The organism is Chitinophaga pinensis DSM 2588, assembly GCF_000024005.1.
GTDB lineage: Bacteria > Bacteroidota > Bacteroidia > Chitinophagales > Chitinophagaceae > Chitinophaga > Chitinophaga pinensis.
The window spans coordinates 5,350,846-5,373,913 of the sequence record NC_013132.1 but is presented as its reverse complement, the minus strand read 5'-3'; the positions used below and the strand labels follow the sequence as shown (position 1 = coordinate 5,373,913).

Sequence of the window (23,068 nt, the reverse complement as noted above, 5' to 3'; positions counted from 1 at the left end):
CTAAGCAATGAAAAAGCAAATACGGACAGTACAAAGCCGGCGCTGAAATTCAACGCCGGCTATAGTTTATGATCATTCGCTATCTTGTTTGAGCCCTCTGCCTGTTTGTTGCTGTAATTCCTCAATTTTCTTTGATGCTTCCGCTTTTGTCATGTTTTCATCGAACTCCTCTTTTGCCTCTGTAGCTAATGTGTGTAGGTAAGACCGCTGAGCACCTGTCATTGGTTCGTCACCTGTCGTCCATTGGTCAGGGTCTTTAACTGCATTGCCCTGATTATTGTTGTTTACATCATCTTTGTTTGCCATATGCTAATTTTTTTAGTAAATCAACTGCTAAGATTGTGCCAGTCATCGGCCAACCCTGTTTTTCAGATTAAGGGCTGTGAGAACCACTATGCAGCCGACGGACTGGACATCTTTAACCTGATGAGTGCCGCCGGAAAGAGCATCAACCTGGAAGAAGGCACGATGTATGGGAAGTCAATAACATTATGAACGAAAGGGGAGAGAATCAGCCCACCTTACTTTACCGCTACTATCCTCTTTTCCGGAGGCGGCTTAATGACTGTGGCGTGATCTGGAGATAAGATGCGATGTACTGTAAGGGGACAGAAAGCGCCAGATCAGGATATCTGCTGACGAACTCGGCATATTTCTCTTTAGCCGTGCCAAAGCGCAGATAATCAGCGTCTTTGATCTTGTTAAGAAAAGTAACTTCGCCAATCATTTTTGCCAGCATAAATAACTTCGGCACCTGATCACATAAGTCGTACCATGTAGCGCGGTCTATTACCAGCATTTTCAAATTAGTAACCGCCTGTATACTAACGGTGGCAGGCAGGTCTTCATAAAAACTCGGAATATCCATCGCGAACTGGTTCGCCCGTAGAAAGTGCATAGTTGCTTCACGGAGATCATCCGCACTGATATATACCCGTGCTACGCCTTCGTCAATAAACGCCATTTCTGAGCCCCGCTGATACTGCTGGATAAAATGATCACCCGCCTTTAGCTGACGAAGTACAAAAGCACCAGCGACCTTGCTGATCTCCGCTGCATTTAATACTCCGCCAAACGCCAGGCTTTTTGATAAGCTTTCTGTCATATCTATTTTATGAGATCCAGGGAAAGCAGGCTTTCCGAGCAGGAGATGATTGCATCTTCGTTATTGATTGGTTCCCAGCCGAGCATTTTCCTTGCTTTGGCGCTATTCGCTTTACGTGTTTTACCCAGGTCAAGCATTACCGGTTGCAATGATTTGTCGAACCAGCTCAGCAGATGCGTAAACCAAACCGGCAACTGCCCCTTAGGAATCTTCCTCGCAGGGTACTTCTTACGCAATATAACAGCAATCTCTTTCATAGTCAAAAATCCGGATGTGCCGAGGAAACGTTGTCCGGCGGCGGCAGGTTTCTCCATCGCAAGTATTAACAGATCAGCTACGGACCTGACATCTGCTATATCAAATCCTATCTGCGGCATGGCAGGTAAACTCCCATCCATCATCTTCAGGATGATCCCTGCTGAATTTCCGTAGTCATTTTCCAATGCGGGACCTAGTATAGCGCCTGGCAGTACCGTCACCAGTTCCATTTGCGGAGCGTGCTGTTTCACGTATTCCCAGGCAGCTTTCTCTGTTATGACTTTACTGCGGTAGTAGGTATTCAGGTCTGCACGGTTATTTTCGTCGGCCCAGACGGATTCGTCAAAAGTACCATTTTCTTTTCCTCGTGGTTTACCATGCAGTACGCTACTGGAAGACGAAGTCAGTACAACGCGTTTAACGTTATTGTTAGCGGCTGCCTTGAGTATGGCAAGCGTTCCTTGTTTAGCCGGTTGAATGACATCGTCCTCATTTTTGGGTGAGACTAACGGGAACGGTGAAGCAACGTGTTGAATGAAATCTTTGCCACTGGTTAATTCCTGCCAGATTTTTTCATCAGACAGGTCCGCCTCCACAAAGGTGAGATTGTTAATGTAGGGGGTATGTTTACCAATAATTTGTTGTAATTCGCTGATACGGCTGGCATTCCGAAGTGTGCCTGTAACCTTGTAACCTTTATTTAAGAGCTGAATCGTCGTGTGAGATCCCAGGAAGCCGGAAACGCCTGTCAGTAATACTTCTTTTGTCATTCCTTTTTTTAGACAAAGGAAAATATACTTGCCGAAAGTATCGCTTAACAAATGGTAAGAAATAAAAACAGCGGGTAATAAGGTTTGCTAACCCTTCTGCTGTTTCAGGTCAGGGTAACGGGCAACCAGTTCTGCGTGTAAAAGCCGCATACCGCATACATAGGTCGATACAAGGATCCTTTTGCCCTTTCCCTTATGCGGAATGATATGCAGATAGTTCCAGGCAAATTTGTAACCTTTTATGTCTTCCAGCAGGATCTCCCTGTTAACGAGTCTGGATACTTTACGGACACGATCATTATCCCAGAAGATCTTTTCATTTACCTGTAAAATAGCGCACACAGAAAGGCCGATCACTATAAGCGATACAGGCAAAATAAACAGGATACCTTGTTTCAGAAAAGGATTGAAGAAGGAGAAGGTCAGCAGCGTAACAAACAGGCATATTATAGCGCCAAACAGAATGTAAGTGGCATTTCTCCAGCCACGGGTAAGATAAAAAACGTCTTCCATGTAAATAGCATAGATATTTACTGTAAATATAAATCTTGCCCGCTAAAATGCAACTTTTAATATAGCCGCCTCATTTATTTACGACGCGGCTATATTTCTATTTTTTATCAAGAAAAAAATCCAATAATTCCTTTTGCACCTGTGCGGTATTCTCCTGTACTACCCAATGGCCTGATCCCTTGATATTAGCACCCCGTACGTGTTCTGCTACCAATTTACAATGATCCTCCAGGAAAGCAGCGCCAAAGTATTCACCGCCCATAGCGAGCAAAGGCATTTTCAACTTGGTTTTCATGAACTCCTGATTGTCCTTAGCGTCCTGCTCGAAGGCGCCGAACCAATGGAATGCGCCCGTTGTTGATCCTTTTGTAGAATAAGCTCTTACAAATTCATTCACTTCTTCAGGGGTAAACGGATCTTTTGCATGTCCGACTACCGGCCAGAAATTAGTAAGGAATAAACGTTCCCTGCCAGCTACCAATTCGCCTGAAGCAGGGAAGGAGAAGAAGCCAAACCACCAGGCTGCTCCTTTTACCTGACTCCATACTGGTTCAACGCCAGGTAACAATGCATCCATTAATGCGAGTTTTGTTACTTCATCTGAATACTGTGCGGCATAAGCATAGGCCACCATCAGACCAATATCGTGTCCTGCCAGTTTGATGTGGTTGTAGCCGAGTTCTTTTACCACGCCATGAATATAAGTAGCCATTGTTTTTTTATCATAGCCACCAGCGGGTTTACCGGATTCACCCAGGCCCGGGAGGTCAGGTGCTATTACAGTAAAATGTTTGGATAATTCAGGTAATAAACGGTTCCACATGTACCAGTTCTGGCCAAATCCGTGCAGTAAGACAAGTGGTTCACCTGAGCCGCCGATCACGTAGTGAATATTTATACCATTGACTTTTGCGTAAGCGTGTTTAAAATTAGCCGGAGGAGCGGCTGGTTTGCTGTCCTGTATGGTATTACTACGGGCTGGCAGTAAAAAGGCAATGGCAAATAAAAGCGATAGTAGTTTTTTCATTAAGTGTTGTTTTAAAATGTTGATGAATCAGGAGTGTTTACTTAACCATTCCAGTATATAGTCTGCATCTTCTTTCCATGTGGTCTGACCCAATACGAAATGATTTCTGCCTTTGAACTCTTTATAGTCTGTTATGGAGTTACTTTTATGGTATTTTTTATAATTCGCGTAGTTCAGTGAAGCGGGGATCGTATGGTCTTCACTACCGGCAGTCAGTAACAAGGGTACATGCGGATTGTCAAAGTTCACCTTCGCCGAGGCAGTAATGGTATCCCGTACGATCAGCTTTGATTCCGGGATAGTATAATGGTAGTATGCTTCTTTCTGCACTTCACAATCCATTCCATTGGTAAAAGCATATTTCCATTGGTCGAAAGACATCAGAAAGGACTTACCGGCGGGCGTAAAAAAACCGAGTGGTCCCCAGCCTGCTTTCAGAAATGAAAATTTGAATGTCATTATTCCCTGTGGTGGCACTGAATGAATGGCTACCCCCGATTGGGCCAGTCCCCTTTGTAACAGCAGCTGGGTAATAAGACCACCTATTGAATGGCCGACCAGAATAGGTTTTTCAGGTAATGCCCTAACGATATGATCATAATAATCGGTTAATGCCGAGAGTCTGATCGCTGCAATATCCCGGTTAGGATGACTATTACGCAATGCTTCAGCCGAGGCATTTTTATGTGGCCAGGGAGGTACGATCGTCCGATACCCCTTGCTTTCGAAATGACTTTTCCAATCATCCCAGCAACTGTGGTGAACGAAGGCGCCGGTAATGAAAACGACGGTTTTAAGACTAGTTTTTTCCATAGAGAGAATTGTTCGCTGTCCCGCGCCAATTACAGTGCCTCTTTTACAACTAGTTATTTATCAGTTATTTGTAGCTATGCTGATTGGAGGCTACCGTGACATTTCACGGTCTGGCAAATGATACCTTGAAATGTCGCAGTTATTGCTTTAAATTTATGCTTAGGTGCAGCCACATGATGAAATTTCTCCTATATACTTTTTTTGCCATCTTATTTTTCTTGCCCGTACAGGGACAACAATTATTGAGAAAATCGCCCGATGAATTACGCCAGTTATTACAGAAAAGTGAACAGGATAGTAACCGGATTCTGATATTGCATGCAATGAGCAGAATTTACCTCAATCAGGTCTTCGGCGATAAAAAGGAGACGCTGATGGATACAGTGATCGATATTATTGATCATGCGATCAGATTGAGTGACACACTTCATTTAAAGCGGTTCCGGCTTGAAGGCATGTTAATGAAAGGGGAAGCTTATCTTGTCAAAGGAGATATTCCTGAAGGCGAAAAACGTTTTTTTGAGTTGGCAGCTATCTATCATAAGGATGGCGATATTAATGCAGAAGCGCATACCCTCGTATGGCTGGCGATGAATCTGAAATGGGAGAAAAAAGATACCAGCAGGATTCCTGCTTTGTATGATAAGGCGATCACATTATATAAAAAGGTCGGTAGTGTTGATGGAGAGGCCGACGTACGTATGCAGCTGGCAGATTATCGTTTACTATTGAAGCAATTTAATTTAGCAGAGAGGGAACTACTGCAGGCGTTAGCACTTTTCCGGCAGACAGGGAACAAAAAAGTATCAAATGTGTATTATCTTCTTTCCGTTGTCGACAGGTATCGCGGTGCGTATGAAAAATCACTCTTATATGCAACGAAGTGCGTTGAAACCACAGCGCAAAATACTGATACCCTGGATGTGTGTTTGTTTTACGGAGAGCTTGCCCTTGTTTATGATGAACTGGGGCGTAGGGAAGAAAGCGTTTACTGGTACAGGAAAACGCTGCAAATGAGGATTCAGGGCAATATAGATAGAGCCGTGATATTCAGAACGGCCAGCTTTATCATCTCTCAGTTGATTAAGCTAAACAGAAAGAAAGAGGCCCTTGCTTTAATGGATAGCCTGGTAATGGGAGGACCGCCACAAACAAAATATGAAAAGGCGGTTGTTGCACAGAATTATGCTTATTGTTATGATGCGTTGAAACAGTATGCCGTAGCAGAACAATACTTTCTGCAAATGGCCGGATATCTTAAAGACCATTCCTTTGATGCGGAAGAGGTTATCCTGAGTAACAAGGATATTGGACGATTCTATTTGCAACGGAAGCAGTTTGAAAAAGCACATATTTACCTGAATAAGGTGCTGCCTGACAAGTGGCAACTCCGCTTAACAGATCAGCGGGAATTGTTTAGGATGCTGTTTATCGCCGATTCTGCACTGGGTAATTACACGACTGCTATTAAAGACCTGCAGCAATACCAGTCTATAAATGATTCGCTTTACAATGAACGGAAAAGCAGGCAGATAGAAGAACTGATCATTCAATACGAGACAGATAAAAAAGAACAAAATATCCGCTTACTGGAAAAGGAGAAAAGGATACAGCAAAATGAACTGCTAAAAGAACATAATACAAGACGCTGGATAATAGGAGCGACATTTTTGCTGATCATTATAATAGGATTGCTGTTAAATTACTCCCGGTTAAAAACCAGGACAAACAGGGAGCTCAAGGCCCAGCAGAAGTTGATTGAGAAGAAAAACGAGTCATTACAGCATCTGGTCGGGGAAAAAGAATGGTTAGTGAAAGAGATCCATCATCGTGTGAAAAATAATTTTCACATGGTAATGGGACTTTTGCATACACAGGCAGCTTACCTCCATGGAGAGGAGGCCCGGCAGGCAATAACAGAGAGTCAGCAGCGTATACGGGCCATGTCCCTAGTACACCAGCGACTCTATCAGTCAGAAGACCTGTCAGCCATTAACATGGTGGAATATATTCATGAACTGATAGATTGCCTGAAAGACAGTTTGCATACCGGACGTGCCATTCAGTTTAACCTTCAGATAGACCCCGTAAACCTGAACGTGACAAATTGTATCCCGATTGGCCTGATTCTGAATGAAGCAGTGACGAATGCGATTAAACATGCTTTTCCGAATAAAGAAGGGCGGATTGACATTTCATTGAAACGAATGAATCAGGACCATTTCCTGCTTATTGTAAAAGACAATGGAATTGGACTGCCGCCGGATTTTGACGGAACAAAGCAGGCTTCAATGGGCATGAAACTGATGCAGGGACTAAGTGACGACCTTGATGCCAGTTTTCAGGTAAACAATAATAACGGAACAGAAATATTGCTTGAATTTATCGTATGAAAGAACACATTCTCATCGTAGAGGACCAATTTGTAGAAGCTGATTATTTGCGCCTGTTACTGGAAAAAGCCGGTTATATCATTACCGGTATTGCGCGCTCAGTACCCCAGGCGCAGAAAATGATCAAAGAACAAAGGCCCGATTTTGTTCTTTTAGATATCTTCCTCAAAGGAAAGCAAACCGGCATTGATCTGGCGAAGATGCTGGCTGCGGATAATATTCCGTTTGTATATCTGTCCGCCAACTCCAACGAGGAAATATTGACATGCGCAAAACAAACGCAGCCATATGGCTTCCTGGTAAAACCTTTCAGGGAGAAAGACCTGCTGGTAGCACTTGAAATAGCCCGTTACCGTCACGCGCATAGTACCGAAGCCCGTTATCATAAGGAAATGGAGCTACGTAAAGTATTAAGGGCTATTCCCGATGATACCGGCGCCTGGTCGCAAAAGATGCTGACTATAGCGACAGCACTGCAATCTTATATGCCATTTGATTTCATTACGATGCAATTTGACCATCTGCAAATGCTTGGCTTTTTGAGGATCGGATTTAATGAATATCAGATCATTGGCATGGAAGAGCTGGCGGTCATCAGCGGAAAGAAAATAGATGAACTGATGACATTACAATTACAGCATCCGGTGACGGAAACAGCTGTGATTTACGATGATACGGCTTTTCAGCATATCTGTAAACAGCCTTGTTTAAAAAAGTTATTCGCGGCTACCTTCCGGTTAAAAACCCATCTGGAAATGCCGATGCAGATGATCGACCGAAAGCCATTTAGTCTGGGGCTATATAGCAGAAGGGCCGATGTGTATGCTACGGAGCATATTGAGCTCCTTGAAAGGATGCAGTTTGCATTGATGCAGGCGATTGAGAAAATCAGTGTAGCAGATAAGTCACAAGGTGATATCTATGCTGCAGATAACGTAAATATCCTGGAAGGCTTTGAAGGGATTGTGGGTAAAAGTCACCTGTTGTTGTCAGTCTTTGATCATATTTCGCAGGTGGCGCCTTCTGATACGTCTGTTCTGATACTGGGTGAGAGCGGGACAGGCAAGGAAAAGATCGCCAATAGCATACATGAATTGTCACCTCGTAAAGGACAACCATTTATCAAGCTGAATTGTGCGGCATTACCAGCAGGACTCATCGAATCAGATCTCTTTGGGCATGAAAAAGGATCTTTTACAGGTGCGCTCGAAAGGAAGATCGGTAAATTTGAAAGAGCTGACGGAGGAACGATATTCCTGGACGAAGTCGGTGAAATGCCCTTGGAATTGCAGGTGAAATTATTGCGGGTTTTGCAGGAGAAAGAAATTGAAAGGGTAGGAGGAACTGATACATTAAGGGTAGATGTACGGGTCATCGCAGCTACGAATAAAAATCTCGAAAAGGAAGTCGCTGAAGGCCGTTTTCGGCTTGACCTCTATTACCGATTGAATGTTTTTCCGATCATATTACCTCCTTTGCGTGACAGACGGGAAGATATCCCATTGTTGGCATATCACTTTATGAATCATTACAGTCATAAGGCAGGCAAAAAGATCTGTGGTATATCAGAGAGCGTGTTAAAGAAGATGATGGCTTATAACTGGCCGGGTAATGTCCGGGAACTTGAGCATTTGGTTGAAAGAAGTGTGTTGCTAACGAAGGGGACTGTTATTGAAAATATATTGTTGCCGACAATAGAAGTGAAGCAAGGCACGGCAGGGCAAGAGGAAAAGACGATGAAAACAATCGTAGAAAATGAAAGGGATTATATCATTTCTGTACTGAAGAAAAGTAACGGCCGGATATGGGGACCGGGTGCGGCAGCAGAAGTCTTGAATATAAACCCTTCTACGTTAAAATCCAAGATGAAGAAGTTGGGCATAAAGAAGGAATATATTGAGTAAATAGTACGATAACAGCGCAGCAGCTATTATCCGGAGCTGCTGCACTGAGGTATATGATTCTGATGCTTCGCTACTCTGCGACAGTTGCCGTTTTAGGTCCCTGCACTGTCTTAGGTAAGCACAATAACAGGATGCTCAATATGATCAGGCAACCGATGTGGATGATGAGACCATAGTGATAGGCGAGTTGCACATTTTTGGTAAGGCCAATAAAGTAGTAAAAGACACCACCGATCAGGCAGATACCTAACGCAGAAGATGTTTGCTGAACAGTGGAATAGATACCGGCCGCAGCTCCGGCAAACTGAGGCGGCAGACTTCGAAGTGTAATGTTTAACAGTGAAGGCAAAACAAATCCATTACCCAGACCATATAAAGCCTGTAACGTAAATAATAAGATAATAAGAGCACACTTACGCCTGGTTTAAAATAGAAAATCTGTAAGCTGAACGTGAGTAGGATAATAGCAACGCCCACCTGCAGTACGGGTGCACCATATTTAGGGATCAGACGGGAGGCAGCAAAAGAAGAGATGGTAAACAGAACGCCGGGCGCTACAAAATATAAACCTGCAGCCAACGTACTGAGACCAAGACCATTTTGGAGGAAAACGGCACTTAACAGCAGATAAGACGTATGTACGATGAAGTGAAAAAGTACGGCGACAAGGCGTTCGAGAAATTCCGCATAAACAGGAGAAAAGAGTGAAGCCCATCATTCCCCATAAAAAGGTGCGTTTACGTCCGTAATGATCCCCGAACGCCCTCCGGTAATCAGGAAAGCCGCATAGCCGAGTAAATAAGCCGCAATGACAAGTTGTACCTGCGCATTGGTGGCGTGAACACCCGATTTAATAGACGGAATAGCAACATTGATAATAAAAACGTCGATAACTGACAATAGGGGGGCCGTTAGCACAATTACCAGTGCCAGCCAGGGTGAAATAGTCTTATTCAAAAATAATCTGCTGTTTTCAGGAGAATAGGGCAATAGAAGCCCTGCTCCGGCAAACTTGATAGTGCAAGGTCATTTCAGGGAAGTTCATTAAATTAGATAAGCGACTATAAACGGAGTGGTAGGAGGTATATGGCAGTATATTTCCGGTTTCTGAGGTTCTTATAGAATAGTCTGATATGCTTTAGATATTCATTATCCTTCGTTGATCTTACATTGCAGAACGAAGCATTAACGATAGATAGTACATATCTGAAGGAGACTATACAATGCCTTGAATGATGCCTGTTATAGCCTGCTGTTTAATTCCCTTAACGCATCTCCCGCTATCCATTTAGCGGCTTTGCTATCCTGTAATAATATACGTTCTGCGCATCGTATCGCTAAGGGTAGTAAGGAGTCATTACGCTTGCCGACTTGACGTAATGCCCAGTTAACAGCCTTCTTTACAAAGTTACGGTTGTCCCATGCCTCCCTTTCTATAACCGGCAAGAACCGGATAAAAATCTTGTCATTGGCTTTCTTATCATGTATGGCCAGTTCGGCCATTAATACAAAACCGGCGCGTTTCACAAATTCCCGTTCATGTTGACTGAACGCAAGTGCTTTTTCTATCGCGTAGGGGGTACGGTCAAATAAGTTGCCACATGCCTGATCACATATATCCCAGCTTGTAAAATCGTTTGTCCAGCTGTCTATTAATTGAGGTGTCACCAGTTTAGGATCGGCAATTAATGACGCCAGGATACGTGCCTCATGTATACCAGTTTCCCATAGTTGCAGGGCTAATGTATGCTTCTTTTTTATTATTTTGGCGAGTTTTCTGAGTTCCGGTAATTTAACGCCCAGGGCTTTTTCATTATCGATACCGAAACGCAGCATACCTGCGTGATACCTGGTATCCGCTTTTTCTTTGAGCAGGTCTATTATGTCGGTAACATCCATAAGTGTAATTTCAATTGCGTTAAATGTAGGTTTATCCTACTAAGAAGAATGATCCATCGGAAGAATGTCTCCTAAACATGTAACCAAGATACAGTAATCCTCACTTATTTGCATTTTATCAATTTAATAATATCTTTATCCAGTTATTAATAATTCCACAATTAACCCATTCCCACGTATGGCCTCCAGGTTTACCAGCATGATGCTGATCTTTCTTTTAATTATGGCCGGTAGTGGCTTTGCACAGGAACCCGAAAAATGTAATTGTACTGACATCATGCGTTTTGTACAGCAGAAGGTAGAAACTGTTTATGCCGGGTTTCCCAACAAGGTTTCTGCCGCAGATAAAAAAGGTTATGATAAGATGCTGAAAGGACTGATCAAACAGTCCGCTGCAATACATAGCATAGATAGTTGTTATCTGCTAACCCGTAAGTATACGGCGTTCTTCAATGACCTGCATCTCAGGACCCAATATAACTGGGAGTATGTCCGTCAACATCGTGAACGAACAGATTCTCTGAAAAAGATATTATATAAAGGGACTACAACAGCTGCCCGCATCAGGAACACTACTGCCTTTAAGCAACTGGACGACAACACGGTATTGCTGATACTACCATCTTTTGAACAAAATTACAAACCGATAATTGATAGTCTTGTAAAAGCCAATGAAGCCCTGCTAAAAGCCATACCTCATCTCATCGTAGACCTGCGGGGCAATGACGGCGGCTATGATATGACATATGCTTCCCTGCTGCCATTCATTTATAATAATCCCTATGTCGTATACTACCGGGAAGTCAGGGTATCCCCTGAATCAATTGAGTTATCCAAAGAAGCCATGAATAATCAGGAACTCAATAAGGAGACGAGGGAGTTTTTTGGTCGTACCGTCAAAATACTGGAAGAAAGAAAAACAGGGTTCGTAAATCTTGCGGGTAAATGCGTAGATACGATCAGGATAGAACAGTTCTTTCCGCATCCTGACAGGGTGAGTATTATTACTGACAGAGGTACTGCAAGTTCGGCAGAGAATTTTGTGAGTATGGCACGACAGTGTAAACGGGTGACGGTCTTTGGTGACAACACAGCCGGAATCGTAGACTATGGCGATGTCGTCTGGCTGAATCCACCAGGATTCCCTTTTGTGGAACTGGTGATTCCTACACAACGGTCATGCCGGCTATCCGAGCTTACAATTGACAACGTAGGTTTTGCACCTGATGTACGGATACCTGCAGATGTGGAGGCGTATAAATATATACTGGACCGGGTAAAGAAAGAGTCTCATTAAGATCAATCAAGAGCTGACAATGCTGTTTCGGCAATGTCCTCAAAAAAGGGCCGGTCGCTTCTGAACTTTGCATACACCCGCATACCTGCTACGGTGTTACAAATAAAGCGGGTAAGCGCCTGGGGATCTTTAGATGCACTGATTGACTTGTCTTTCTGACCTTTTAGAAAAGCCTGGTACAAGGCATCTTCAATGATAGCGTTATCGTCACAGAGGATCTTTTTGGTGGCCTCATCATGGGGGGCAAGTTCTACCTCGCTGTTTACTTTGAAGCATCCTTTCGAATGCTCGTCAGCAACGATCTCAGATATAATCGTTTGCAACAGCTTAGCTACTGCTTCTTTTACAGAAGGACCGCTATTCAGTATAGCAGTAATTCTGGCTGTCGCCTCCCGTTGATAGAGGTCGAGCGCTTTCAGATAAAGATTATGTTTATCACCAAAGCTATGATAAATACTGGAACGCCCTATACCAAGTCCTTCTATTAGATCGTATAACGACGTGGCGTTATAGCCCTTTTGCCAGAAGATGGTAATGGCTTTTCTCAGTATCTCATTCTCGTCAAAATCTTTTGTTCTCATATCAGAATAGCTTTGCCTTTTGGGGGCAAAGCTATTACTTTTAAATAGATTTGTAACACGTCACTATCGCACCCCGCCACTGGCTAATATCACTTCACCTGTTAGCCATCTTGATTCTTCTGAAGAAAGAAATGCAGCTACTAACGCAACATCTTCAGGTACGCCTACCCGTTGGAGCGGGGTATTATTCACCATGAAAGTTTCCATTTCGCTGCCAATAAATCCGGCAGTTCTTGCACCCTCTGTGTCTACCATTCCGGGGTTAATCGAGTTGACGCGTATCTTCCTTGCGCCAAGCTCTTTGGAGAGCACCCGTGTAATAGAATCAACAGCGCTTTTAGTAGCGGTATAAATCGCACTTCCCGGAGGCTGATTGCTGGATATAGCAGAACCTATATTAATAATACTGCCACCCGTTTCAGGGAAATTCCTGGCGGCAGCTTTTGATGCGAGCAGAACACCCAGCACATTTATATTGAACTGCCGTTGAAATCCTTCTTCTGTCACTTCTTCAAGGGCGCCCCATTGATAGATACCAGCATTGTTGACCAATATATCAACTCCGCCGTAATGCTGAACCGTTTGGGCGAAAAGCTGGTCAATGTCGGCGGACTTTGACACATCCCCCTGCAAGGCGATGGCCTGACCACCATTATCTGTAATAAGCGAAACTACATTTTCAGCATCTGTCTTTGCGTTTGCATAGTTCACTACTACTGAAGCGCCTTCAGCAGCCAGCTTTTGGGCAATCGCGGCTCCTATTCCTTTTGAAGCGCCAGTTACGATGGCGACTTTGTTTGCTAGTCTCTTCATATTATTTTGTACCGTTTGGTCTACAAAGATATATTCTAATTAGACCATTTGGTACAATTAAAGTATTTTTGATAAAATCATGACAATTCTAAAAGAGAAGGGGAAATCTAAAAATTGTAGTAATGAGTCCTCCTTTTAATTAGGGAGGAGAGCGGCTTCCGCTGAAATAAACAGGATAACGCAGTAAGCTTATAGCCTACTGCGTTATCCTATTAAGTACCTGATGCCGGCGGTCCGATATAGTGCCGCTGACTTCAATGACATTTATATCCAGATCCGATGTCCAGCTATCCAGTATTTCATTGACTTTATATCTGAGTTTTGGGAAATCCGAGTGCTGACAAGTTATTAAATCGGGTGTTTCTATTGGTACAAAGACAACGAGGTCTATTGTTGACAGTATTTCCCGGGCAGTTTCAAATAGTGACACGATGTCTTTGGTTTCATCAATAGCATGTATATATGCCAAAAGATCAATGGGAGATCTGTCAAATATAATATAGGAACCGCCCGCCTGGATTTGCTCAACCGAATATTCAAATTGTCTTATGAAATCGTCGACTGCTGGCATTTCTGCAAATATATATCCCGATTCTTCCAGTTCATAGTAAGGTTCTTTATGAAGGACATATCCGGGAAGATGTTCAAGAAGGTCTTCTGCCAATGTCGTTTTCCCTACTTTATGAGCACCTATAACTGCTATTCTCATGTATGGTCTAGCTATTGTTGCGAATGGTTTTACAGGAGGTATTGGCGATACGCTGTCATATTCTTAAGCTTTCTTATAATGCATACACACGACTCCGTTGGTGAAGGTTTTTGAACTTACCAGTGTCAGCGGCGTTTTCTCTGTTACATTTTTGAAGAGAGGAATGCCCTTACTCAGCAGAATTGGGTTTACAAATAACCAGAATTCATCTATCAGGTCATATTGCAGTAAGGAGTGTGTTGCCGAAGGACTGCCAAATATGAGTATCTCAGTGCCATCCGCTTGTTTTAACGTTTTTATACGATCTTCCACATCCTCGCCAATGAAAGTGGTATTGGGCAGCTGTTCGTTCTGCATACTTTTTGACAGCACGACTTTTTTAGCTTTCTTATACCAGGCGGAATGCTCGATATCATGTTTGCTGGCATTTGGTTCGTCACCAGCGGTAGGCCAGTAACCTTCCATCATTTGCCAGGTAACACGGCCATACAATGCGGTATCACTTCCCTTAACACGGTCACCGACATGTTCAAATATCTCTTCATCGACTTTTATCCAATCCATTTCGCCATTGAGGCCGGCGATATATCCATCCAGAGAAACATGAAAGAAAGAAACAAGTTTGCGCATACGCTCCTGGTTAAGATTAATTATAATTGTTTAAGTGCAAACATACGATCCCTATCTGACTTCAATGATGGTCAATTGCGACAATCGGGAGGGTTGTTTGTGTCATAGTAGGAATAATTCCAGTGCTATTCAATACTTATATCTTATTTTGTAGGCATAATTATACAACTAACCTAAACAGATGAAACGGTTTGTCGTTTGTAAGACTTGCGGGGCAAGAGTTTCTGGCTTATTGGATAGCCCGGTAGCATTGGATTTTATCACAAAAGCTGAACAGGAATTGCTTTCGGGAGGAGAATACGGTAATGGTGATAACGGGAATGTCTACATTTCAACATCAGACAAGCATCACTTGTCTTATCATCAAGATCAAAACAGATTAATAGGATGCTGTGGTCCCTCTCCTTATGGATTACCTAATTTAGTATGCATTTGCAAATCAGAGATAGGCAGGGAAGTAACGGATTGTTGCACTGCCCACTACGTAATGCTATATAAAGAGAGAATTGCGATCAGAGAAGATAATACCGGATTGCTGGAGAAGGTGGTAAGTCTGCCAGTTGCCGAAGATCTTAAAAGCCAATATGAGATTTTAATAAATTTTGGTGAAATTGAAATTGTTTTAAACGCGCTTAAGATGTAAAGCCTTTTCTCAGAATTCCGCTATAAATTCTTCCTCAAATCCGAATGTTTTCACGCCATTTTCTTCCATCAGCTTTTTAAAGGCTCCTGATACTACTATTTTATTATCGTGGAGGGCTCTGGCAATGTGCGGCCAATCTTAATGGACGGATCTCCTTTCATCGGGTAGAAAAATACAAACTAGTTGGTATTGTTTAAGGCTATCGCATGTTATACCTTGCCCGAATCGGATACGAACATGGGAGCTGTCTCTGGGGTAAATAAGACAGCTCCGGTGAGATGCATAGAGAGAAGCTATTTGACAATGAAGCCTGGTCTATACCGGATGACATGCATCTTTATCCGGTCAATTTGTTGGGGTGTAAATTCATTCATCGTATCGTCATCTACATAATTCATATAGTTGAAGATGGGGGCTTGTTGGTTAGTGTCACAGCAGTTATTCTGTGCATCTCCGGGTACTGGTTTTCCGAAATTAGGAGCCCGGTGTGCCACTGTGTCGTCCACATGATCACCAAAGGCATCACAACCGCCCTGGAAGGTGTGATAGAGACCCAACCAATGACCTATCTCGTGTACGGCTGTCATTCCCAGGTTATAGCGTTCCTGGGTACCACCCGGCAAAGTGTCGCATTGTAGAACTACACCATCTCTGTCTCTGTCTCCTTCCAGTTCCCATGGGAAGGTAGCCCAGCCTAGCAATCCTGCTGCCAGTCCGGCGGTGTACAGATTTAGATTTCTTTCAGGAGAGGCATGTAAGGTGTGTTTCGCCTGATGTTCTGCGTCACTGCCCATATCCATGTTAAACCATTCGCTGTTCTCTATCTCGCGAACATTAGTAGGGAGATATTTAAAAGAGATGTCAGTGCCTGCAAAAGCCCGATTTAATACAGCTATCTGGTCCAGGCGCATTGGCTCGGTAATATGTCCCAGTCCATTGCTGGTAATATGCAGGAACTGCACATTGATCTCTATTGTTTTGAGCGTAGCAGGGGATACTTTCATCGCTCTCAGATTGTCGTCGTTCCTTTTAATCTGGTAGTGATTGGGATGGGCGGTCGCACAGCCTCTTCCTTCTTTGGAGAACTGCTGAATGCTGGCGAATTCGACCTGGTTGACCAATAATTTTCCCATTGTAGGTAGTTTTAAAAGTGAGATATGTTGTGGTGTTTGTGCGTGTAAATTACCATGAGTTACAAGCACGGCATAGGGGAGAATTAACAGAAGGATACGGGAAATTTCCCGGTAGGAAATTTTCTTTTTCCCGTAATAGGTTTTGCAGGGAGTGTCTATGTTTGGGCAGACTTAAAACTTAGCGTTATGGATCTACAAAAAATATTAGACTACATGAATGCGGACAAGGCGAGGGTCTGGTATCCGCTCTCTGAATTGGTCACTAAGACAGGAGAAGACCCTGTCAATGTATTAAAAGACCTGAATGCTTCTGATAAAGTGGTAAGGTCCTCCCGCCTTTCGAAGGACGGCGATCAGTTATTTGCTTCAAAGGAGGATTTTTCAAAAAGCGAACCGCTCTTGAGCAAAGTAATTGCCGCTTTCAGAAACCGTATTGATTAACCTCTAAATCATTTTGTATGCAAGAGTACATTTGGTTTCCCGCATTGGCCGGGCTGATGGTACAGCTATTAAACCTGCTTGAAGCAACGAGACTGGATGCTTCCAGGACACCTGATTTTACCAGCTTTACATATTGGATACCCTATATAGTAGCCCCTATCCTGGGAGGTTTTGCCGGGTATTGTACCTTTCACAATAGTGAAACCAGCTATACAACATTGATGGCTGCGCAGGTGGGCGCCAGTGCACCATTATTTATAAGAAGTCTTGCCGGTATTGCCCGTCCGCCGCAAAGAACGGAATAGTAGTATATTTAGATGACCGATAATACACCGAACCCCATTAAAGAACTAATGTCGATTGATATGAAAATAAAAATAGGTATTACAGATGATCAGCAGCTTTTTCTAAAGTCCTTAACGGCCTTGGTAAACACTTTTACGTCCTTTGAGGTAATTGTGGATGCATTGAATGGAGAAGATCTGATAGAGAAGTTAGGCACCCTGGATGAATTACCTGATATTATATTGGTTGACGTGAACATGCCGGTCATGGATGGCGCAGAAACCGTTCGTTATGTATCGGCTAATTATCCCTTGATTAAACTGGTGGCACTATCAGTAAAGGATGATGATCTTACTATCATTAACATGATTAAAGCGGGAGGATGTGCCTACCTGCTGAAAGATATACACCCCAATGAGCTGGAGAGAGCTTTATTGGAAATACAGGAGAAGGGTATTTACAATGGCGATGCATTTAATATTAACTACCGGCGTATACTGATTGCACAGCAACAAATGAAAGACGGCTTGCGGGTGACAGATAAAGAGAAAGATTTTTTACAGCTGGCCTGTAGTGACTTAACATATAAACAGATTGCGGCGAAAATGAAGTTGTCAGAGCGGACAATTGATGGATACAGGGAATCCCTTTTTATGAAACTGAATGTTCAGAGTCGGGTGGGAATGGTAATGGAAGCTATCAGAAAGAATTATATAGCTATATAATGTTTTAATCCCTTTTGTAAACCACAAAAATCAATTATTATGAGTAACGTAGACAAGAACCAGGACAATCAAAATCACGGCAACAATGTTGATGCTGCAGGTACTAAAGAAGCGGGCATAACTGCAGTATTTATACCTCTTGGGGAGTTTACCCAGAAGGAAGCAGTAATTAAAATGGAGAGAAATTTTAGCTTGACAGATCTTTCTGTCTCTTTCGAGATTGATACAACTGATGAAGACACCATCAAGGGAATGGTGGTGCGCTCATTTTCCGGGCCTGAAAAGGATGCATTTCGCCAACTTGATATTACGATGCCCGATCAAGATGTCAGGGCAACGTCCAAAGCTCCTTCTGTAAAGGTGAACATGCTTCCAGATGGCAAAAAAATGAGAGTTGCCATAGACATACCTATTGGCACGAAGGTCCCTGGGGGTACCGGTGAGAGAGGTGTGGCTTCAGAAGACGAGACAGGAAAAACGCCCACTATTAACTAAGTCCTTCTGCTTTTGCCTGCTGAATAAATGCCGCAATAAAATCATCCCATAGGTATCGTTTCGAAAATATTGTAGCAAACTCAGAATTCTGTAGTATGTATGTCAGATAGAAGTCGCTTTCTATCTGACTTTCTCTTTGAGGAAAGCAGACAGAAATCCCTAATGGGTAGTCAGGAGGGAACTGAAGATCTGTGTTTATCCCTCTTCCTAAAGCACGCTGAACAATCATCTCGTGCATTATCAAATGAGCCTGATCTATTTTTTTAATGACACTAGGATCTAAATGTTCGTATAGCTGAATTTTTATATGGTAGAAGAAACTGGACAAGTCAGCTAATAAGTATTTTAATTCAATGAATAGACAATTGGTTCTCGCAATGTCGAATTGCCTAAAGTGGTCTTTTAGCAATGGGATCAATGCTTCACATATTTCACTTGTCAATTTGGCCAGCGAGGGGTAATACTTCAGACAGGCTGCAAATAAAGCCGTTCTATTGTCTGAACCCAGCGCATCAGCGTCTGCTTTATCTTTGAATGATGTAACAATAAACGAAGAGAGTCCCCGGGGAGATATGTCCGGCTGTGAACTAAGTAATCCGAAGATGGCACTATAGTTATAACCATTAAAATCCATGTCAGTTTCTGGTCCTACAAGATAGTCTACATGCTTAGATAAGGTTAATCCGGTATCGAAGAATTGCATCCAGCAGTTTAGCATAACCAGGACATCAACCTTTCTGCCTGCAAAGCCGATTTCTATAGCGTCTTTCAGTTCTTCCATCGTTAACATGTCAAATTGTGTCGCTGCTAAATTATTAACCGCAATCTGGACGGTGTCTATAGATTCTCTTATCCTTACCTGGTCGGACTTTACATTTATTGCCTGACGGACGAAGCGCGCTTCCATGGTCATAGACTGATCTGGCGGAGTAGTATCATTAACAGTCAGTACACCTTCTTTAAATATACCAAAAGCAGAACCGTGCTCCCAGGTGAATAGCATGTACTTGTCCGCCGGATATTGGGTAAGGACCAGGTTTTTAAAGTATTTTGCTACAGAAGTTGTGCTTTTAATGTTGAAGTCCGCAGCTTCAGAGAGAAACAGAAATTTGGGTTTCTCTACATTTTTTTTATTTGTAGTCAATGCTAATTCGAAGAAGCAGGTAGTTTTTCTGTTCGCATCTCCGGGCCCTGAGGGTACTTTCAGGTATTTGCTGATAGAAGATAGGGGAGCGGATATACATAATACCACCGCAATGTCTTTCGATAAATCGCTTGCTTTTAATTTGTCAAGCATTTGTCCCATGGCAACCTCGGTTACAGATGTTGCTTTTATCAGGTAAATCACCGTCCATTTGTACATTGTCATCAATTTTAGTTAACTTTTGATCAGATATATGTAATAATGTTGAAGCTACTACGACCCCTTATATTCTGTGCATGTTGTGGTATTTATATGAATAGTATCGGACAAAAGCAGGAATTTATACCATTCAGAAGTTACAGCCAAAGCTCGGGGTTAACGAGTTATAATATAACAAAGATTCTCCAGGATAAGTTCGGTTTTATTTGGATAGGTACACAAGACGGACTTAATTGTTTTGATGGTAAAAACTTTCTCATCTTCAACCGGGAAACCAATTCCCGTAGAACCCTGCATGGGAACAATGTGACAGATATCACAGAAGATACCGCCCGTCATTTGATATGGGTGGCTACCTCCTATGGCGGACCAACAGGTATAGGTACTATCTCTCATGTAGTGTCCCATCAACTTAGTGGTACCGCGCAGACAGTACTGGCTGATAAGTGGGTCAGGAGTCTGGCTATTAGGGGTAAGATGATGGCTATAGGCACCTACGAAGGATTGTATATGTATGATCTGGAGTCGGGAAGAATACAGTTATCAGCTTCTGAACTGAATGTCAGTAAACTGCTGACTGACGCGTCAGGAAATATCTGGGCTTTTTGTGATAATCACGGTGTACTGATCATAAACGGGAATACAGGCCGCCCGCTCACTAATATCACACTGCGTATTCCCAATCTTCTTTTCTGGGATGTCACCATAAATGGGCATGTCATTTACGCGGCTACGAGTAAAGGGTTGAAGAAGTTCGATGTAAACAGGATGCAGCTGGTCAATACAGAAATGGGTCCTTTTCTTCCGGATGAAGAATTTTTTAGCTGTGCTGCTGACAATAAAGGTCAGTTATGGGTCGCCAATGCACATAGTCTATATCGATACAACGGCAGCTGGAGCCGGATAAAGGACGTTAATTTTGAAGTGGACAGCTGGCAAAGCGCTATCTATGAAATATTCATTGACCGCGAAGGTAATACCTGGCTTGGTTCACAGGAAGGACTGGCATATCTGTCTAATCAGCGGCGCCCTTTTGAAAAGTATTACCGGTCTATTCATTCATCCGTCAAAATACAACATGCTTTTTCGATCTTCAATGACGATAATAAGGCCATCTATTGCGGCGCAGCCAACGGTTTGTATCAAGTGCATCCGGATAGCCGATCTATAGAAAGGATAGACAGCAGCAGTTCCAATTATTTGGTTACGCGCCTACCAGATCAGGAAATACTGGTATCTAACAGCAAAGGATGCGCTATTGTGCGTCAACAGCAGTTAATACCTGTGGGAGAGGTTTATCCTTCACTACGCGCCTTACAACCAGAATTACTTAGTAGTGCTGTACAATATAATGATTCGGTCATGGTGTTTGGCAGCCAGTTACACAAAGGGCTGTATATCTGGAATACGCGTGCAAGGACATTACGAGTAATTAATGGACGGAATAGTAAGCTGCGCCTGGACAACGATATCATCAATGCCTTGTATAAAGATAAGAAGGGCCAGTTATGGGTATTATCAGAAGAGCAACTATTTCTCCTGGATCCATTAACAGATAGCTGTACCTCATTTCGCTTTCAAAGAATCTTATTTGATATGTGCGAAACCAGTAATGGCTACTGGATCGCTGCTTACGGAACAGGCATTATCGAAACCGACCGACAGTTACGCGTGCGCAGGATCATATCTGCTAAGGAAGGATTGAGTAATAACGGAGTATATAAGATCTTTCCGTACCGCGACAGTCTGATAGCCGTCACTTCTAATAATGGACTGTCTGTACTGGATATATCAGGTAAGCGGATACGGAACTATTATCAACAGGATGGACTACATTCCAGTGGTTTCGAACAGTTCTGTGGGACCCGTGATAAACAAAGTTTCTATGCAGGTGGTGTAAATGGCTTTACGCAGGTTTTTCCGGCCTATTTTTCCGTCAATCACCAACCGCCGGCATTATATATCACCCGTGTGAATAGTGAGACCCGGAATGGGATACTAGACACTACCGATCTGCAACTTTCCTCTATTGAAATTCCCAATAATGTGCTACAAACCACGATCAACTTCGCAGCGCTGAATTTCCAGCATCCGGAGAGTACTACTTATAGCTACCGGATTGCAGAACAAGAAGGAGGTTGGATCAACCTGGGCTCGCAACATTTCCTGAACTTCACCGGTATGCAGCCGGGTAAATATACCCTGTTACTGAGGGCCGCTAATGAAGATGGCTACTGGACACCCGAGCCAGTCAGACTCACTCTAATATTTCTGCCTAAATGGTATCAGACTAACTGGTTTAAGGGAATGATATTGTTGATGATCGGTGGGATATTCTATGCTTTGTACAGATATCGCCTGGCCCAATTAAAAAAGCAGGTCGCTATCAGAACGGGAATCGCCAGTGATCTGCATGATGATCTTGGAAGTACCCTGAATAGCGTGAAGGTACTGACCCACCTGGCTAAACGAGAGCCGGAACAACCTGAACACCTGAATCAGATAGAAAATGCTATTACGCAGGCAGCGGCTGGTTTGCGTGACCTCATATGGGTATTAGACGATGCACAGGATACCATTTATGAGCTATCTGAAAGGATACGGAAGTTTGCCCTGCCATTGACCAATGCACATCATATACAGCTGGAATGTATTATAACAGCGGAAAGCAATGACCTCCCCATTTCTAAAACACAGAAGAGAAATCTATACCTGATTGCCAAGGAGGCGATCAATAACAGTATTAAATATGCTGATTGCGATCGTATACAGGTGGTGCTGAGACAAGGGAATAAGTCAGTGTCACTGCGCATCGAAGACAATGGGAAAGGCTTCGAAATGACGTCTGTTCAGCGGGGGAATGGTCTGAGGAATATTGTGCAGCGTGCGAAGCAAATGAACACTCATGCGGATATTTATAGTAAGCCGGGAGAGGGAACGATTATACATATTGTTTAATCTGACCGATCGTATTAGATATCTATAATCGTCCCCTTGTGTTTAGTTCGGGATAATTGTCATAGCATTTAGCGTTGAGAAATCACCTGGCATAACAACCCTGTGAGATCCTATCATCAGCACATTTGCAGCTGTCGGGGTTTGTCTTTGTAACCGTGACAGAAAGTTTACAGCGTCGGAATATAAGTTGAAGACCAGTTCGGTCTGACCAAGAACGCTCCCTATGGTTATAGGTACGAACCTACCAGTGCCTGCTGTGATTACCCACATTTTGGGTCTCAGCTGTTCGCGTCTGATAAGTGTAATAATTTGA

25 protein-coding genes and 1 pseudogene are annotated in these 23,068 nt (G+C 43.1%); 11 read left to right on the top strand and 15 right to left on the bottom strand.

The features are described from left to right. Positions 1–72: 72 nt before the first annotated feature. Positions 73–306: a DUF3072 domain-containing protein gene (locus tag CPIN_RS21410; protein ID WP_012791931.1), complete on the bottom strand. Its 234-nt coding sequence runs from the start codon at positions 304–306 to the stop codon at positions 73–75. On the opposite strand from CPIN_RS21410, the gene CPIN_RS21405 reads away from it, so the two are divergent. Next, on the top strand, positions 307–495 hold the full coding sequence (locus tag CPIN_RS21405; RefSeq protein WP_012791930.1) for a hypothetical protein: 189 nt from the start codon (positions 307–309) through the stop codon (positions 493–495). Between the two features lie 40 nt (positions 496–535). Here CPIN_RS21405 and CPIN_RS21400 read toward each other — a convergent pair whose 3' ends face one another. The 5 genes from CPIN_RS21400 to CPIN_RS21380 form a co-directional block, all read right to left on the bottom strand. Continuing rightward, complete coding sequence (locus CPIN_RS21400) at positions 536–1,105, bottom strand: Crp/Fnr family transcriptional regulator (RefSeq protein ID WP_012791929.1); 570 nt, start codon at positions 1,103–1,105, stop codon at positions 536–538. Between the two features lie 2 nt (positions 1,106–1,107). After that, a complete protein-coding gene (locus CPIN_RS21395) occupies positions 1,108–2,133 on the bottom strand; it encodes an NAD-dependent epimerase/dehydratase family protein (RefSeq protein WP_012791928.1) in 1,026 nt (341 codons plus the stop codon). 87 nt (positions 2,134–2,220) lie between these two features. Continuing rightward, positions 2,221–2,646: a hypothetical protein gene (locus CPIN_RS21390; protein WP_012791927.1), complete on the bottom strand. Its 426-nt coding sequence runs from the start codon at positions 2,644–2,646 to the stop codon at positions 2,221–2,223. A gap of 97 nt (positions 2,647–2,743) precedes the next feature. Then, complete coding sequence (locus CPIN_RS21385; RefSeq protein WP_012791926.1) at positions 2,744–3,673, bottom strand: alpha/beta fold hydrolase; 930 nt, start codon at positions 3,671–3,673, stop codon at positions 2,744–2,746. A 27-nt stretch (positions 3,674–3,700) separates the two neighbouring features. Continuing rightward, positions 3,701–4,486 (bottom strand): alpha/beta hydrolase, encoded by a 786-nt coding sequence (locus tag CPIN_RS21380; protein WP_012791925.1) that lies wholly within the window; start codon positions 4,484–4,486, stop codon positions 3,701–3,703. A 323-nt stretch (positions 4,487–4,809) separates the two neighbouring features. Here CPIN_RS21380 and CPIN_RS21375 point away from each other — a divergent pair, with 323 nt between their 5' ends. Together CPIN_RS21375 and CPIN_RS21370 are read left to right on the top strand one after the other, a co-directional pair. Then, complete coding sequence (locus CPIN_RS21375) at positions 4,810–6,879, top strand: tetratricopeptide repeat-containing sensor histidine kinase (RefSeq protein WP_245552024.1); 2,070 nt, start codon at positions 4,810–4,812, stop codon at positions 6,877–6,879. Continuing rightward, entirely contained in the window at positions 6,876–8,783 is a 1,908-nt protein-coding gene (locus tag CPIN_RS21370; RefSeq protein ID WP_012791923.1) for a sigma 54-interacting transcriptional regulator, read from the top strand. Before CPIN_RS21375 ends, CPIN_RS21370 begins: the two co-directional genes overlap by 4 nt. Positions 8,784–8,853: 70 nt before the next feature. On the opposite strand, the gene CPIN_RS21365 is transcribed toward CPIN_RS21370, so the two are convergent. The 3 genes from CPIN_RS21365 to CPIN_RS21355 all read right to left on the bottom strand — a co-directional run bounded on the left by CPIN_RS21365 (position 8,854) and on the right by CPIN_RS21355 (position 10,682). Next, on the bottom strand, positions 8,854–9,183 hold the full coding sequence (locus tag CPIN_RS21365) for a PucC family protein (RefSeq protein ID WP_272867916.1): 330 nt from the start codon (positions 9,181–9,183) through the stop codon (positions 8,854–8,856). Positions 9,184–9,497: 314 nt separating this feature from the next. Beyond that, positions 9,498–9,740: a hypothetical protein gene (locus CPIN_RS21360; RefSeq protein WP_052306852.1), complete on the bottom strand. Its 243-nt coding sequence runs from the start codon at positions 9,738–9,740 to the stop codon at positions 9,498–9,500. A gap of 285 nt (positions 9,741–10,025) precedes the next feature. Beyond that, positions 10,026–10,682, bottom strand: a complete 657-nt coding sequence (locus CPIN_RS21355) for a DNA alkylation repair protein (RefSeq protein ID WP_012791921.1) — start codon at positions 10,680–10,682, stop codon at positions 10,026–10,028. A gap of 178 nt (positions 10,683–10,860) precedes the next feature. On the opposite strand from CPIN_RS21355, the gene CPIN_RS21350 reads away from it, so the two are divergent. After that, the gene (locus CPIN_RS21350; RefSeq protein WP_012791920.1) at positions 10,861–11,979 is read left to right on the top strand and encodes a S41 family peptidase; all 1,119 of its coding nucleotides are present in this window, start codon (positions 10,861–10,863) and stop codon (positions 11,977–11,979) included. Positions 11,980–11,981: 2 nt separating this feature from the next. Here CPIN_RS21350 and CPIN_RS21345 read toward each other — a convergent pair whose 3' ends face one another. From CPIN_RS21345 to CPIN_RS21330, 4 genes are all read right to left on the bottom strand, one after another. Continuing rightward, a complete protein-coding gene (locus CPIN_RS21345) occupies positions 11,982–12,560 on the bottom strand; it encodes a TetR/AcrR family transcriptional regulator (RefSeq protein ID WP_012791919.1) in 579 nt (192 codons plus the stop codon). Between the two features lie 63 nt (positions 12,561–12,623). Beyond that, positions 12,624–13,373: an SDR family NAD(P)-dependent oxidoreductase gene (locus tag CPIN_RS21340; RefSeq protein ID WP_012791918.1), complete on the bottom strand. Its 750-nt coding sequence runs from the start codon at positions 13,371–13,373 to the stop codon at positions 12,624–12,626. A gap of 196 nt (positions 13,374–13,569) precedes the next feature. Next, the gene (locus CPIN_RS21335; protein ID WP_012791917.1) at positions 13,570–14,082 is read right to left on the bottom strand and encodes an ATP/GTP-binding protein; all 513 of its coding nucleotides are present in this window, start codon (positions 14,080–14,082) and stop codon (positions 13,570–13,572) included. 63 nt (positions 14,083–14,145) lie between these two features. Then, the gene (locus tag CPIN_RS21330) at positions 14,146–14,712 is read right to left on the bottom strand and encodes a dihydrofolate reductase family protein (protein WP_012791916.1); all 567 of its coding nucleotides are present in this window, start codon (positions 14,710–14,712) and stop codon (positions 14,146–14,148) included. Between the two features lie 181 nt (positions 14,713–14,893). Here CPIN_RS21330 and CPIN_RS21325 point away from each other — a divergent pair, with 181 nt between their 5' ends. Further along, complete coding sequence (locus CPIN_RS21325) at positions 14,894–15,355, top strand: hypothetical protein (RefSeq protein WP_012791915.1); 462 nt, start codon at positions 14,894–14,896, stop codon at positions 15,353–15,355. Positions 15,356–15,648: 293 nt separating this feature from the next. Here CPIN_RS21325 and CPIN_RS21320 read toward each other — a convergent pair whose 3' ends face one another. Then, positions 15,649–16,488 carry a zinc metalloprotease gene (locus CPIN_RS21320; RefSeq protein ID WP_012791914.1) on the bottom strand — a complete coding sequence of 280 codons (840 nt, stop codon included), beginning with the start codon at positions 16,486–16,488 and terminating at the stop codon, positions 15,649–15,651. 186 nt (positions 16,489–16,674) lie between these two features. On the opposite strand from CPIN_RS21320, the gene CPIN_RS21315 reads away from it, so the two are divergent. The 4 genes from CPIN_RS21315 to CPIN_RS21300 are packed head-to-tail and all read left to right on the top strand — an operon-like array spanning position 16,675 to position 18,434. Beyond that, the gene (locus tag CPIN_RS21315; RefSeq protein ID WP_012791913.1) at positions 16,675–16,929 is read left to right on the top strand and encodes a hypothetical protein; all 255 of its coding nucleotides are present in this window, start codon (positions 16,675–16,677) and stop codon (positions 16,927–16,929) included. 17 nt (positions 16,930–16,946) lie between these two features. Then, positions 16,947–17,234 carry a hypothetical protein gene (locus CPIN_RS21310; RefSeq protein ID WP_012791912.1) on the top strand — a complete coding sequence of 96 codons (288 nt, stop codon included), beginning with the start codon at positions 16,947–16,949 and terminating at the stop codon, positions 17,232–17,234. 60 nt (positions 17,235–17,294) lie between these two features. After that, entirely contained in the window at positions 17,295–17,939 is a 645-nt protein-coding gene (locus CPIN_RS21305; RefSeq protein WP_063715257.1) for a response regulator transcription factor, read from the top strand. A gap of 39 nt (positions 17,940–17,978) precedes the next feature. After that, complete coding sequence (locus CPIN_RS21300; RefSeq protein WP_012791910.1) at positions 17,979–18,434, top strand: hypothetical protein; 456 nt, start codon at positions 17,979–17,981, stop codon at positions 18,432–18,434. Here CPIN_RS21300 and CPIN_RS21295 read toward each other — a convergent pair. Further along, positions 18,427–19,797 carry a clostripain-related cysteine peptidase gene (locus tag CPIN_RS21295; RefSeq protein WP_012791909.1) on the bottom strand — a complete coding sequence of 457 codons (1,371 nt, stop codon included), beginning with the start codon at positions 19,795–19,797 and terminating at the stop codon, positions 18,427–18,429. The genes CPIN_RS21300 and CPIN_RS21295 overlap by 8 nt on opposite strands. A 42-nt stretch (positions 19,798–19,839) precedes the next feature. Between CPIN_RS21295 and CPIN_RS39660 the strand changes: the two are divergent. Both CPIN_RS39660 and CPIN_RS21290 read left to right on the top strand, forming a co-directional pair. Next, positions 19,840–20,013 (top strand): annotated as a pseudogene (locus tag CPIN_RS39660) (hypothetical protein); the annotation flags it as partial. 90 nt (positions 20,014–20,103) lie between these two features. Further along, positions 20,104–22,755 carry a sensor histidine kinase gene (locus tag CPIN_RS21290; protein WP_245552023.1) on the top strand — a complete coding sequence of 884 codons (2,652 nt, stop codon included), beginning with the start codon at positions 20,104–20,106 and terminating at the stop codon, positions 22,753–22,755. Positions 22,756–23,068 lie beyond the last annotated feature (313 nt).